11 protein-coding genes are annotated in these 13,853 nt (G+C 71.8%); 9 read left to right on the forward strand and 2 right to left on the reverse strand.

Annotation, left to right across the window (positions count from 1 at the left end):
* Window positions 1-5: 5 nt before the first annotated feature.
* A complete protein-coding gene (locus ACIQMJ_RS21325) occupies window positions 6-419 on the forward strand; it encodes a VOC family protein (protein ID WP_499762739.1) in 414 nt (137 codons plus the stop codon).
* A gap of 95 nt (window positions 420-514) precedes the next feature.
* Complete coding sequence (locus ACIQMJ_RS21330; protein WP_499762740.1) at window positions 515-1,723, forward strand: glycosyltransferase; 1,209 nt, start codon at window positions 515-517, stop codon at window positions 1,721-1,723.
* Between the two features lie 747 nt (window positions 1,724-2,470).
* Here ACIQMJ_RS21330 and ACIQMJ_RS21335 read toward each other — a convergent pair.
* Complete coding sequence (locus ACIQMJ_RS21335) at window positions 2,471-4,015, reverse strand: helix-turn-helix domain-containing protein (RefSeq protein WP_499762741.1); 1,545 nt, start codon at window positions 4,013-4,015, stop codon at window positions 2,471-2,473.
* A 136-nt stretch (window positions 4,016-4,151) separates the two neighbouring features.
* On the opposite strand from ACIQMJ_RS21335, the gene ACIQMJ_RS21340 reads away from it, so the two are divergent.
* From ACIQMJ_RS21340 to ACIQMJ_RS21370, 7 genes are all read left to right on the forward strand, one after another.
* Entirely contained in the window at window positions 4,152-5,123 is a 972-nt protein-coding gene (locus tag ACIQMJ_RS21340) for a tyrosine-type recombinase/integrase (RefSeq protein WP_499762742.1), read from the forward strand.
* 156 nt (window positions 5,124-5,279) lie between these two features.
* Window positions 5,280-6,005, forward strand: coding sequence for a non-homologous end joining protein Ku (gene ku, locus ACIQMJ_RS21345; protein ID WP_499763066.1), 726 nt, complete (start codon window positions 5,280-5,282; stop codon window positions 6,003-6,005).
* Window positions 6,006-6,106: 101 nt separating this feature from the next.
* The gene (ku, locus tag ACIQMJ_RS21350; protein WP_499762743.1) at window positions 6,107-6,955 is read left to right on the forward strand and encodes a non-homologous end joining protein Ku; all 849 of its coding nucleotides are present in this window, start codon (window positions 6,107-6,109) and stop codon (window positions 6,953-6,955) included.
* Window positions 6,956-6,971: 16 nt separating this feature from the next.
* Complete coding sequence (gene ligD, locus ACIQMJ_RS21355; RefSeq protein ID WP_499762744.1) at window positions 6,972-8,438, forward strand: non-homologous end-joining DNA ligase; 1,467 nt, start codon at window positions 6,972-6,974, stop codon at window positions 8,436-8,438.
* Window positions 8,428-9,333, forward strand: coding sequence for a non-homologous end-joining DNA ligase (gene ligD / locus ACIQMJ_RS21360; RefSeq protein ID WP_499762745.1), 906 nt, complete (start codon window positions 8,428-8,430; stop codon window positions 9,331-9,333). The genes ligD (ACIQMJ_RS21355) and ligD (ACIQMJ_RS21360) overlap by 11 nt, the downstream gene beginning before the upstream one ends.
* A gap of 44 nt (window positions 9,334-9,377) precedes the next feature.
* Complete coding sequence (locus ACIQMJ_RS21365) at window positions 9,378-9,926, forward strand: GrpB family protein (protein ID WP_499762746.1); 549 nt, start codon at window positions 9,378-9,380, stop codon at window positions 9,924-9,926.
* A gap of 29 nt (window positions 9,927-9,955) precedes the next feature.
* A complete protein-coding gene (locus tag ACIQMJ_RS21370; RefSeq protein ID WP_499762747.1) occupies window positions 9,956-12,970 on the forward strand; it encodes an AfsR/SARP family transcriptional regulator in 3,015 nt (1,004 codons plus the stop codon).
* A 6-nt stretch (window positions 12,971-12,976) separates the two neighbouring features.
* Here the strand turns inward: ACIQMJ_RS21370 and ACIQMJ_RS21375 are convergent, their stop codons facing one another.
* Window positions 12,977-13,819: an alpha/beta fold hydrolase gene (locus tag ACIQMJ_RS21375; RefSeq protein ID WP_499762748.1), complete on the reverse strand. Its 843-nt coding sequence runs from the start codon at window positions 13,817-13,819 to the stop codon at window positions 12,977-12,979.
* Between the last annotated feature and the right edge of the window lie 34 nt (window positions 13,820-13,853).

Raw genomic sequence — 13,853 nt, forward strand, 5'->3', positions numbered from 1 at the left:
GCACCATGCTCCGCGGACTCACCACCACCACGTTCTTCGCCGACGACCTCGACGCCGCCGCCACCTGGTACACCCAGCTCTTCGGCACCGAGCCCTACTTCACCGTCCCCGGCGGCTACACCGAATTCCGCATCGGCGACTACCAGCACGAATTCGGCATCGCCAACAGCACCTACGCACCCCACGACACCCACACCGGCCCCGCCGGCGCCATCACCTACTGGGCCGTCGACGACCTCGACGCCACCCTCACCCGCCTCACCGAACTCGGCGCCACACCCCACGACAAGCCCACCGTCCGCGGCGAGGGCTACGTCACCGCCAGCGTCGTCGACCCCTTCGGCAACATCCTCGGCATCATGACCAACGCCCACTACCACGCCACCCTCGACCGCCTCACCCGCCACCACACCGCCTGACCCACCACCGAAGCGGGGGCTGTATCGGTTCCGACAACCCCGATACAGTCCGCTCCTTCCCAGCGCCCGCACCACCAGCGCCCCAAGGAGCCCGGATGCCCCCGCGGATCTCCGTCGTGATCCCCACCTACAACCGCGCCGAACTGCTCCGCCGCACCCTCGACAGCCTCACCGACCAAACCCTCCCACCCGACGACTACGACATCGTCGTCGCCGACGACGGCTCACACGACCACACCGCCGACGTCGTCACCACCTTCCAAACCCGCCTCCAACTCCACTACCACCACCAACCCGACCTCGGCCGACGCGTCGCCCACGCCCGCAACGCCGGCGCACGCCTCACCACCGCACCCGTCCTCGCCTTCCTCGACTGCGGCACCCTCGCCGGCCCCGACTTCACCCGGGCCCACGCCGACGCCCACACCACCCACCCCGTCCTCAACCTCGGCTACGTCCACGGCTACCGCCCCTGGGACCCCACACCCGGCCTCGCCGAAGCCCTCACCACCCGCACCCCGAAGCAACTCCACCACGACTTCCGGCACCACCCCGGCTTCCGCGACATCCGCCACGAACCCCTCGCCGCCGTCGACTTCCACCCCGACCGCCTCGCCTACCCCTGGCTCTACGCCTGGGGCATGAACCTCTCCGTGCGCCGCACCGACTTCGACGCCGTCGGCGGCTTCGACGAACGCTTCACCAGCTGGGGCACCGAAGACATCGAACTCGGCTACCGCCTGCGCCGCCACGGCCTCGCCACCCACTTCGACCTCACCGCCTGGGCCGTCGAACCACCGCACGACCGGGACACGGGGGAGATGCTGGCCAGCGCCAAGCGCACCATGCGCCAGTTCCTCGACCAGACCCACGAACCCGACGTCGAACTCGTCTGGGCCGCCCTCGAACGCGACGACCCGCTCATCGCCGAAGCCGAGCACCGCACCCTCACCGCGTGGACCGACCAGGCACGCACCCTCGACGTTCGAACAGAGATCGAACAGCACACCGCGGACGCCGGGGGACCGGTGTGCGTCGTCGGCTGCGGCGACGACATCCCGGACCTGCCCGGAGGAAGCGTGCTGATCGACTTCGACGCCGACGTCCTGGAGAAGGCCGCCGGCCCGTACGAACGCCACCACGCCATCGGCTTGCAGATCCCGCTGCCGGACAACGCGGTGGAGCGCGTCGTCGTCACGTCACGGCTCACCGGCCTGTGGGGCACGTGGGGCGACGTCATCACGGCCGAGGCGGGGCGAGTGGGCAGGGAAGCGGCCCGGGTCGTCCCCGAACGTCTTACTTAACATAATGTAGATTATCGGCGTTAGGGACAGGCTGGTCGGCAGGGGTCGGGACGACCGCGGAACGGACCGATCAGCCGCCGTGACGCGACACGACGTTCACGCGACGCGCGCACGCCCACCGCCGGTTCGGCGCGACAGCCGCACACGCCACGCATCCCTCACGCCGCCGGAGACCGCCGGGGTGGGCAACCGGCGGTGCGAGGGCTTCCGCAGAGCAGGTGCGGCCTACGGCGGCCGTGGGTCGACCATCCCGACACACCGCCGTAGAAACGTCACAGTGACGGATCATGGGTGGTGTCAGCGGACGTCGGACGGACGCACGCGCGAGTTCTCCACAGCAGTTGATCATCGACGGCAGGCCCGGCTCCCGCGGTGCCCGGAATCCGCGCGGTACCTCCAGGCCGACCAGGCGCGCGTGACGGTCGCGTGTCGCGCCCGTACAGCGACGTTCCGGAGGGCGGATCAGGCCGGCGGCGGGGCGTCCGGGAGTGGCATCCCCCGGTCGGAGCCCGAACCCCTTCCGGACCGACTTTTCATGGATAATTGCCATTATCCATGAGTTGATCATGGTTCTGCCGAAGCTGGCCATCGTGTGCGCGGCACGTCGACGTCGCCTCCGCGAGCCTCACGCCCGGGCCGGATGCGCTCCCCGGCCGGCGCGGCACCCGGCCCGACTGCGGTTGTCATCGTGTCGGGTGCGCCTGCGCGCACGGGTGCACTTCGTCGCACCACTCCCCTGGGAGCGGCTCAGATGTCGCGGAACGTGGTGATTTCGGCGCCGAGCTGGTTGAGCCGTTCGGCGAGCTGTTCGTAGCCGCGGTTGATGACGTAGACGTTGCGCAGCACCGAGGTGCCCTTCGCCGCGAGCATCGCGAGCAGGACGACCACCGCGGGTCGCAGCGCGGGTGGGCAGATCACCTCCGCGCCGGACCAGTGGGTGGGGCCCTCGACGTAGACGCGGTGCGGGTCGAGCAGGGTGACCTTGCCGCCGAGCTTGGTGAGTTCGGTGAGGTACAGGGCGCGGTTCTCGTAGACCCAATCGTGGATGAGGGTCGAGCCGTGCGCCGTCGCGGCGATGAGGGCGAAGAACGGGAGGTTGTCGATGTTCAGGCCGGGGAACGGCATGGGGTGGATCTTGTCGATGGGTGCGCGCAGGGTGGACGGCCGCACGACGACGTCGACGAGCCTGGTGCGGCCGTTGTCGGCGCGGTACTCGGCGGAGCGGTCGTGGTCCAGGCCCATCTCCTCGAGCAGGGCGAGTTCGATTTCCATGAACTCGATCGGCACGCGGCGGACGGTGATCTCCGAGGAGGTGACGATGGCGGCCGAGATGAGGCTCATGGCCTCGATGGGGTCTTCGGAGGGGGCGTAGTCGAGGTCCCGGTCGAGGTGTGGTGCGCCGTGCACGGTGAGCGTGGTGGTGCCGATGCCGTCGATGCGGACGCCGAGTTCGGTGAGGAAGAAGCACAGGTCCTGCACCATGTAGTTGGGGCTGGCGTTGCGGATGACGGTGGTGCCGTCGTGGCGGGCGGCGGCCATGAGGGCGTTCTCGGTGACGGTGTCGCCGCGTTCGGTCAGGACGATGGGGCGTTCGGGTCGGGTGGTGCGGTCGACGGTGGCTTGGTAGTGGCCGGCTGCGGCTTTGATCTGCAGGCCGAAGGGTCGGAGGGCGACCATGTGGGGTTCGACGGTGCGGGTGCCGAGGGCGCAGCCGCCTGCGTAGGGCAGTTCGAAGGTGTCCTGGTGGTGCAGGAGGGGGCCGAGCATCATGATGATGCTGCGGGTGCGTCGGGCTGCTTCGACGTCGATGGCGGCGAGGTCGAGTTTTCTCGGTGGGGTGATTTCGAGGTCGTTGTCGTCGAGCCACCGGGTTCGCACGCCGATGCTGGTGAGCACTTCGAGGATGCGGTTGACCTCTTCGATGCGGGCGACTTTGCGCAGGGTGGTGCGGCCGGCGTTGAGCAGTGCGGCGCACAGGAGTGCGACGCTGGCGTTCTTGCTGGTCTTGACGTTGATGGTGCCGGAGAGGGTGCGGCCGCCGGTGACGCGCAGGTGCAGGGGTGCGGCGTGGCCGAGGGACACGATGCCGGAGTCGAGTGCTGCGCTGATGCGGGAGAGCATGTCCATGCTGAGGTTCTGGTGGCCGCGTTCGATGCGGTTGATGGCGCTTTGGCTGGTGGAGACGGCGGTGGCGAGTTGGGCTTGGGTCCAGCCGCGGTGTCGGCGGGAGTCGCGGATGAGGTTGCCGATCTGGGTGAGGTACGGCTTGGTGGTGGGTGCGTCGTCCGTCACGCGGCGCACGTTATCTCATATGTGAGATACGGGTCTGGGCGGGGCGGGTGTGGTGCTGCTCCCCTGCCCTCTTTCGGGTCGGTGTCGGGGTGCGGGTGGCGCGGGATTGTCGGTGGGGTGCGGTAGGAAGATCGACATGTTGGTGCTTGCCGCTCAGGAGTCGTTCTTCCTCGCTCGTCGGCCGCGGAAGGATTCGCCGCACACCACGGCGGCGTACCGGCGTGACCTGGCGGGTGTCACGGCGTTGTTGGCGGAGGTGACGGGCACTCCCCCGGATCGGTTGGTGATGGCGGACCTGTCGGCGCGGAACCTGCGGGCGGCGTTCGGGGTGTTCGCGGATTCGCACGCGAAGTCGTCGGTGTTGCGGGCGTGGTCGACGTGGAACCAGTTCTTGACGTTCTGCGTGGCGGAGGAGTTGGTGGCGGGCAATCCGATGGGTGCGGTGGCGCGGCCGAAGACGCCGCCGCTGGTGCCGAAGCCGTTGCGGGGTGAGGACACGCCGGAGCGGTTGTTGGCGGCGGCGGCGGAGGGTGCGCGGCGGGGTCGTGATCCGTGGCCGGAGCGGGACGTGCTGGTGTTGGCGTTGGGGTTGGTGGCGGGGTTGCGGTCGGCGGAGATGCGGACGTTGACGTTGGCGTCGGTGGTGGGTCGGCCGGGTGAGCGTCGGTTGCACGTGGCGGGCAAGGGGAATCGGGATCGGTCGGTGCCGATCGAGCCGGCGATGGATCGGATCATCGAGCAGTACCTGGTGTCGTGTCGGCGGCGGTTCCCGCAGGGGCGGTTCGACCGGGGGTCGGCGTTGTTGCGGGATCGGCACGGTGAGCCGATCGGGCGGGGCGGGTTGGAGTACTTGGTGCGGTCGTGCTTCCGGTGGGCGGGGTTGCACGACCGGGTGCCGTCGGGGGCGAATTTGCACGCGTTGCGGCACACGTTCGCGACGCGGTTGGCGGAGGACGGTGCGTCGGCGTCGGAGATCATGGCGTTGTTGGGGCATGCGTCGTTGGCGACGTCGCAGAACTACATCGAGGCGACGGCGCGGGAGCGGCGGGCGGCGGTGGCGGGCAATCGGACGTATGTGTCGTTGGCGCGGTTGCCGCAGCGGGAGTAGTGGCTGTGGTGGGTGGTTGGGCTGTGCGGGTGACTGGGGTGAGTCGATGTTCGCACTGGTGTACGCAGGGGTTATGAGGGCTGTGTGGCGTGGTTCGGTGTCGTTCGGGTTGTGGTGTTCCCGGTGCGGTTGTTCGGGGTGGTGCGGGATCGGGGGGTGCGGTTGCACGAGGTGCACCGGGTGGATGGTGGGCGGGTTCGGCATCGGCGGGTGTGTTCGGTGTGCGGTGCGGGGGTGGAGTTGTCGGAGGTGTGCAAGGGGTACGTGTTGCCGGATGGTCGGTTGGTGATGGTGGAGGCGGAGGAGGTGGCGGGGTTGTCGGCCGGGGTGGAGCCGTCGATCGAGGTGGTGCAGTTCGTGGGGGTGGACGAGGTGGATCCGGTGTGGGTGGGTCGGTCGTACTTCGTGGAGCCGGAGCGGGTGGGTGTGGGGTCTTATGTGGTGTTGCGGGATGTGTTGGTGAGGTTGGGGCGGGTGGCGGTGGTGCGGGCGGGGTTGCGGGGTCGTGAGGTGTGGGGTGTGTTGCGGCCTCGGGGTGGGGTGTTGGTGTTGCAGACGCATGTGTGGCCGGAGGAGGTTCGGGAGCCGGGTTTCGATTTTTCGGGTGTGGTGTCGGGTGGGGCGGAGTTGGCGGTGGCGGAGTCGTTGGTGGAGTCGATGACGGCGCCGTTGGACGTGTCGGTGTTCTCGGACTCGCATCGGGAGCGGTTGGTGGGGTTGGTGGAGGCGCGGGCGGAGGGTGCGGCGGCGGTGCCGGTGGCGCGGGGTCCGGAGGAGGTGGGTGGTGGGGTGGATCTGTTGGGTGTGTTGCGGCGGAGTGTGGAGCGGGTGCGGTCGGGGCGGTTGTGGCGTGAGGGTGGGGAGGGGTCGCGGCACGCCTGATTGTTAGCCCGTTCGGGTGACGTGCTGGTGCGGGTCGTGCTGTTCGCGGGTAGTCACGTGGCATGAGGTCCGTGTGGCGTGGGGCGATCTCCTTCGGGTTGGTGACGATCGGTGTCCGGTTGTACACGGCCACGGAGGAGCACGACTTCCGGTTCCACCAGGTGCACCGGGAGGACGGTGGGCGCATCCGGTACAAGCGGGTGTGCCAGGTGTGCGGCGAGGAGGTCGCTTACGCCGACATCGCGAAGGGGTACGAGCTGGACGACGGTCGGGTCGTGGTGATGGACACCGAGGATTTCGACAAGTTGCCGATCAACACCGATCACGCGATCGACGTGTTGGAGTTCGTGCCGGTGGACGAGGTCGATCCGATTTATTTCCAGAAGTCTTATTACCTGGAGCCGGACAAGGCCGCGACACGTCCTTATGTGTTGTTGCGGACGGCTTTGGAGCGCAGCGGGCAGTTGGCGGTGGTGAAGATCACGATTCGTCAGCGGGAGACGTTGGCGATGTTGCGCGCGCGTGATGACGTGTTGGTGATGCACACGATGTTGTGGCCGGATGAGGTGCGGAAGCCGGAGTTCGAGTTCCTGGGTGGCGAGGTGGAGGTCCGGCCGCAGGAGTTGAAGATGGCGTCGTCGTTGGTGGACAGCATGGCGGGGTCGTTCGATCCGGCTGATTTCACCGATGACTACACCGAGGCGATGCAGAAGGTGATCGAGGCGAAGGCGGAGGGTGCGGAGCTGCCGGAGCGGCCGGAGGTCGAAGAGGCCGGTGAGGTGATCGACCTGATGACGGCGTTGGAGCGGAGTGTGGAGCAGGCGAAGTCGGCGCGGGGTGGGAGGTCGGCGGGGCGCAAGCCCGCGGCGAAGAAGGCGGCGTCGGCGGCGAAGGGGTCGTCGGGTGCGGAGCGGAAGGCTCCGGCGAAGAAGAAGGCGAAGCCCGCCTGAGGGCGTGGCGGCGGGGATGGGCGGGGATCTCTCGGAGTACCGGCGCAAGCGGGATGCGGGGCGGACGCCGGAGCCGGTGCCGGGTGACGGGGTGGTGCTGCCCCGCGGTGGGGACGACACGTTCGTGATCCAGGAGCACCACGCGTCGCGGTTGCACTGGGATGTGCGGTTGGAGCGGGGCGGGGTGCTGGTGTCGTGGGCGGTGCCGAAGGGGTTGCCGTCGGAGCCGGGGACGATCCGGTTGGCGGTGCGGACCGAGGATCACCCGTTGGAGTACGCGTCGTTCTCGGGAGTGATCCCGAGGGGTGAGTACGGCGCGGGGCGGATGGTGATCTGGGACCGGGGTCGGTACGAGACGGTGAAGTGGTCCGACCGCGAGGTCGACGTGGTGTTGCACGGTGCGCGGGTGGAGGGTGAGTTCGTGTTCTTCCGCCGGGCGGCGGCCGGTGGGGCGGACGGGGCGGGCAAGGACTGGATGGTGCGGCGGCGGCACGAGGCGGTGCGGGCGGATTGGGTTCCGTTGCCGGAGTCGGTCTCCCCCATGTTGGCGACGGCGGCGGTGGAGTTGCCGGGGCCGGAGTCGGAGTGGGCGTTCGAGTTCAAGTGGGACGGGGTGCGGGCGGTGGCGCGGGTGGAGGGGGGTCGGGTGCGGTTGACGAGCCGGTCGGGCAACGACGTGACGGGGACGTACCCGGAGTTGCAGGGGTTGGGTGCGCAGCTGGGCGCGACGGAGGTGTTGTTGGACGGGGAGGTCGTGGCGCTGGAGGGCGGGCGGCCGAGTTTCGGCGCGTTGCAGCAGCGGATGCACGCGTCGGCGGCGCAGGCGCGGCGGTTGGCGGAACGGGTTCCGGTGACGTTCCTGGTGTTCGACGTGCTGCACCTGGACGGCTCCCCCACGGTGGGGTTGCCGTACGCGCGGCGGCGGGAGTTGTTGGAGGGGTTGGGGGTGCGGGGGGCGCATTGGTTGACGCCGAGGGCGTTCCCGGGTGCGGGTGCGGAGGTGTTGGCGGCGAGTCGGGAGCAGGGGTTGGAGGGGGTGGTGGCGAAGCGGCTGGATTCGCTCTACGTGCCGGGCCGGCGGTCGCCGCACTGGGTGAAGGTGACGTCGGTGGCGACGCAGGAGGTGGTGGTCGGGGGGTGGCGGCCGGGTGAGGGCAGGCGGGCGGGGCTGGTGGGGTCGTTGCTGCTGGGCATCCCGGACGGTGGGGGTGGGTTGGTGTTCGCCGGGTCGGTGGGGACGGGGTTCGACCGGGCGGAGCTGGAGCGGTTGACGGCGCGGTTGTCGGAGTCCGGGGTGCGGCGGTCGCCGTTCACCTCGCCGGTGCCGCGGGAGCGGGCGCGGGGTGCGCGGTGGGTGCGTCCGGAGCTGGTGGGTGAGGTGGCGTTCCGGGAGTGGACGGCGGACGGCCGGTTGCGGTTCCCGACGTGGCGGGGGTTGCGGCCGGACCGGGTGGCCGGGGAGGTGCGGCGCGGTGGCGTCTGACGCGGTGGTGGCGGTGGAGGGTCGTCGGGTGAAGCTGACGAACCTGGACAAGGTGCTGTACCCGGAGGTGGGGTTCACCAAGGCGGAGGTGATCGACTACTACTCGCGGATCGCGCCGGTGCTGCTGCCCCACGTGGCGGGTCGGCCGTTGACGGTGCGCCGGTACCCGAACGGGGTGGAGGGGAAGTCGTTCTTCGAGAAGAACGCGCCGTCGCACGCGCCGGAGTGGGTGCGGACGGTGCGGGTGGGGACGCCGGGGTCGTCGCGGGGTGCGGAGTACGCGGACTTCGTGGTGGTGGAGGACCTGGCGACGTTGGTGTGGGTGGCGAACCTGGCGGCGTTGGAGCTGCACGTGCCGCAGTGGACGGTGGGCGCGCGGGGTGCGCGGCGCTCCCCCGACCTGGTGGTGTTCGACCTGGACCCGGGAGAGCCGGCGACGGTGGTGCAGTGCTGCCGGGTGGCGTGCCGGGTGCGGGAGGTGTTGGAGGCCGACGGGTTGGCGCCGGTGGTGAAGACGTCGGGGTCGAAGGGGTTGCAGGTGTACGCGGCGGTGTCGGTGTCGTCGCCGGAGCGGACGTCGGAGTACGCGCGGGGTGTGGCGCAGCGGTTGGCGCGGGAGTGGCCGGAGGAGGTGGTGTGGCGGATGGCGAAGGCGCAGCGGACGGGGAAGGTGCTGATCGACTGGTCGCAGAACAACCCGGCGAAGACGACGGTGGCGCCGTACTCGTTGCGGGCACGGGCGCGGCCTTCGGTGTCGACGCCGGTGTCGTGGGCCGAGGTGGAGGCGTGCCGGGTGGTGGAGGATCTGGTGTTCCTGGCCGACGAGGTGCGGGAGCGGGTGGGTGCGGACGGTGACCTGTTCGCGGTGGGAAAGCCGTCGCCGTTGCCGCGGTGAGCGTTCTACCGTGGTCTGTCGGGTCGCGGGGAGGGAGCGGGGTCGTGGGGTTGTCGGAGGAGCGGATCCGGGCGGTGCACGTGGGGGTGGCGCCGGTGCTGGGCGGCCGGGTGGTGTTGGTGGACTACGACCCGGACTGGCCGGCGCTGTACGAGCGGGAGGCGGCGCGGATCCGGGGGGCGTTGGGCGCCGGGGTGGTGGGGTTGGCGCACGTGGGGTCGACGTCGGTGCCGGGGTTGGCGGCGAAGCCGATCGTGGACGTGGTGCTGGAGGTGGCGGATTCGGCGGACGAGGCGTCGTACGTGCCGGCGTTGGAGGCGGCGGGGTACGTGCTGCGGATCCGGGAGCCGGAGTGGTGCGAGCACCGGATGTTGAAGGGGCCGGACGTGAACGTGAACCTGCACGTGTTCACGGCGGGTGAGCCGGAGGTGGCGCGGATGGTGGCGTTCCGGGACCGGTTGCGGGCCTCGGAGGCCGACCGGGTGCTGTACGAGCGGACGAAGCGGGAGTTGGCGGCGCGGGACTGGACGTACGTGCAGCAGTACGCGGACGCGAAGGCCGGTGTGGTGGCCGACATCCTGGGCCGGGCCTGATCGGGCGCTCCCCCCGTCGTCGGGGTGGGGTGCGGGAGGATGCGCGGGTGCGGTTCGGGGTGCTGGGTCCGATGGTGGTGCGGCGTGCGGACGGGACGCAGGTCCGGGTCGGTGGGCCGCGGTTGCGGGCGTTGTTGGCGGTGTTGGTGGTCGACGCGGGCCGGGTGGTGGGTGTCGACCGGTTGAGCGAGGCGCTGTACGGGCCGTGTCCGCCGGCGGGGGTCGCGAACGCGATCCAGTCGCAGGTGTCGCGGTTGCGGGCGGTGCTGGACGTGGAGGTGGAGCGCTCCCCCGCCGGGTACCGGCTGGTGGTGGAGCCGGGTGAGGTGGACGCGCTGCGGTTCGAGGAGCTGGTGGCGCGGGGCCTGCCGGGTGAGGCGCTGGCGTTGTGGCGTGGTCCGGCGTTGCCGGACGTGGGTGACGCGCCGTTCGCGGCGGTGTGCGTGGCGCGGTGGGAGGAGTTGCGGCTGCGGGCGGTGGAGGAGCACGACGGGGCGTCGGTGGGGTTGTTGCAGGAGTTGGTGGCGGCGCACCCGACGCGGGAGCGGTTGGTGGCGCGGTTGGTGCGGGTGCTGCACCGGGAGGGGCGGCAGGCGGAGGCGTTGGCGCTGGTGGAGCGGACGCGGCGGGTGTTGGTGGAGGAGTTGGGCGCGGCCCCCTCCCCCGTGTTGGCGGCGGCGCACGGCGAGGTGGTGCGGGGTGAGCGGCCGGCGGCGCGGCGGGTGCTGCCGGCGCAGTTGACGGGTCTGGTGGGGCGTGAGGAGGAGGTACGGCTGGTCGGGCTGGCGTTGGACTCGTCGCGGTTGGTGACGTTGACCGGTGCGGGTGGTGTGGGCAAGACGCGGGTGGCGGTGGAGGCGGCGGCGGGGCGGCCGGGTGAGGTGTGCTTCGTGGACCTGGCGCCGGTGGTGGGCGGGGATGTGCCGCGGGCGGTGATGGCGGCGTTGGGGTTGCGGGAGGACGGGGTGGCGCCGGTGTCGGACCCGGTGGCGCGGCTGGTGGCGGCGTTGCGGGACCGGCCGGTGTTGGTGGTGCTGGACAACTGCGAGCACGTGGTGGACGACGCGGCGGCGTTGGTGGGCCGGTTGTCGGCGGCGTGCGCGGGGTTGCGGGTGTTGGCGACGTCGCGGGAGGCGTTGGGGGTGACCGGGGAGGTGGTGCGGCCGGTGCCGCCGTTGGACGTGGACGGGGCGGGGTCGGCGGCGGTGCGGTTGTTCGCGGACCGGGCGGCGGCGGTGAACCCGTCGTTCCGGTTGGACCCGGTGACGGCGGAGGTGGTGGCGGGGATCTGCCGGGCGTTGGACGGGTTGCCGCTGGCGATCGAGCTGGCGGCGGCGCGGGTGCGGTCGTTGTCGGTGGCGGAGGTGGCGGCGCGGTTGGGTGACCGGTTCCGGTTGTTGTCGCGGGGCAGCCGGTCGGTGGTGGCGCGGCACCGGACGTTGCACGCGGTGGTGGAGTGGAGCTGGGGGTTGCTGGACGAGGACGAGCGGGCGTTGGCGCGGCGGTTGACGGTGTTCCGGAGTGGTGTGACGTGGGGTGCGGCGGCGGCGGTGTGCGGGGTGGCGGGCACCGACGAGCTGCTGCCGTCGTTGGCGGACAAGTCGCTGGTGGAGGTGGTGGGCGACCGGTACCGGATGTCGGAGACGGTGCGGGGGTTCTGCGCGGCGCGGTTGGCGGACCGCGGTGAGGAGCGGGAGGTGCTGCGGGCGCACGCGGGATACTTCGCGGCGTTGGCGGCCCGGGCGGCGCCGCACCTGTACGGGGCGGAGCAGTTGGTGTGGCTGGGGCGGTTGGCGGCCGAGCACGACAACCTGGTGGCGGCGTTGCGGTGGGCGGTGGTGCACGACCACGCGGTGGCGTTGCGGTTGGCGGCGGACCTGGGGTGGCCGTTGTGGTTGCGGGGGTTGCGGTCGCAGGGTGCGTCGTTGGCTGCGGAGGTGGTGCGGGCGGTGGGTGCGACGCCGCCGGAGGGGTTGGCCGAGGAGTACTTGTTGTGCCTGGTGAACGCGTCGTCGACGGGGGTGGCCGGGTTGCCGGGGTCGCCGTCGCCGCGGGAGCCGTGGCCGTCGGGGTTGGCCGGTCCGCCGTCGCGGCCGTTCCTGACGGTGTTGTGGGGCATGGCGCACGGCGCGCCGCGGGTCGACGTGGCGGGGTTGGCGGTGGTGCGGGAGCGGCTGTTGGGTCCGGATCCGTGGAGTCGGGCGTTGGGCCGGCTGGGGGCGGGGATGCAGTCGCGGTACGAGGGGCGGGTGCGGTGGGCGCGGGAGGAGTTCGCGGCGGCGTTGGCGGGGTTCCGGGCCGTGGGTGAGCGGTGGGGTGCGTCGTTGGCGTTGGCGCAGCTGGCGGAGTCGGCGCGGGAGGACGGGGACCTGGTGGGGGCGGTGGGGTTCCTGGACGAGGCGTTGGTGTTGTCGCGGGCGTTCGGGGCGACCGAGCACACGGCGGCGCTGTTGTGCCGCCGGTCGGAGTGGGCGTGCCGGTCCGGTGACCTGGACGGCGCGGCCGCGGACGTGGCGGAGGCGGCGGAGTTGGCGCGGTCGCAGGGCGCGGTGGAGACGGTGGCGCAGGCGTGGCTGGGCGCGGCGGAGGTGGCGCGGCGGCGCGGTGACCTCGACGGTGCGCGGCGGTGGTGTGAGGAGGCGTTGCGGGTGTGCCCGCGGGGGTGGTTCGGGCCCGAGGAGGTGCGGGCGTCGATCCTGGTGGTGGCGGGGCTGGTGGAGTGGGCGTGCGGTGACCGTGCGGCGGCGGGCCGGGCGTGGGGGTCGGCGGTGGCGGTGGCGCGCGAGTGGGACAACCGGATGGTGTTGGCGCGGGTGGTGGACGCGCACGCGGCCGTGGCGGTCGCCGACGGCGACGGTGCGCGGGCGGCGTTGCTGGCGGGTGCGGCGCGCGGGTTGCGCGGTGCCGGCGCGGTGGTCGACCCCGACGTGGTGGCGGTGGAGTCGGCGGCGCGGGAGGCGTTGGGCGAGCCGGGGTTCGGTGAGGTGGTGGCGCGCGGCGCCGCGTTGGGACCGGACGCGGTCGCCGCGCTGCTCGACGTGTGAGCCCGGTCAGCGGGGCGGGAAGCCGCGCAGGTGCTCGACGAGGAACCCGGGGTCGTCCAGCCACGGGAAGTGCCCGGCGGCGGGCTGCTCGACGTAGGTGGCGCCGGGGATGAGGTCGACGAGCCGGCGCACCAGGTGCGGCGGGGACACGGGGTCGGCGCCGCCCGCGTAGACCAGGACGGGCAGGTCCAGCGCGGCCAGGGCACGGCGGGTGTGATCGGGCTGGAACGCGCCCTCGGCGGAGTAGCCGGCCTGCGCCTCGGGTGCGGCCTCGACGGGTTCGGTGGCGGCGTGGGCGCGGGCCCGGTCGTCCCAGCGGCCGTAGAACAGCGGTGCGGCGGCGAGCCGGTTGGCGGGGGTGTCCTCCCCCTCGCTCCACGCCGTCAACGCGGCCGCGGCGTCGGCGAACCAGGGCTGGTCGGCGTGCGCGCGCAGGTGCTCGGCCCAGTCGGCTTCGGTGGGCGAGGCGCCGATGGCGCGCAGCGCCGGGGTGAGCAGGACCAGCGACGCGAGCCGGTCGGGGTGCTGCTCGGCGTAGGCCATGGCGATGCCCGCCCCGGCGGAGTGCCCGAGCAGGTCGACGCGCTCCAGGCCCAGGTGGGCGCGCAGGGCGTCGACGTCGGCGGCGAGCCGGTCGCGGCGGTAGGTGGCGGGGTCGGCGGGGGTGTCGGACTCGCCGGTGCCGCGGTTGTCCAGCAGCAGCAGGGTGCGGTGGCGGTGCAGGCCGCCCAGGTCGCCGAGGTAGGACGAGGCGCGGCCGGCGCCTCCGGGCACGCACAGCAGCGGCGGGCCGTCGCCGGTCTCGTGGTAGGCCAGGGTGGTGCCGTCGTGGGCGGTGAAGCGGGGCATGCGGTCATCTTCTCCCGCGCCCATCTTCTCCCGC

This window comes from Actinosynnema sp. NPDC091369, from assembly GCF_044757065.1.
Classification (GTDB): domain Bacteria; phylum Actinomycetota; class Actinomycetes; order Mycobacteriales; family Pseudonocardiaceae; genus Actinosynnema.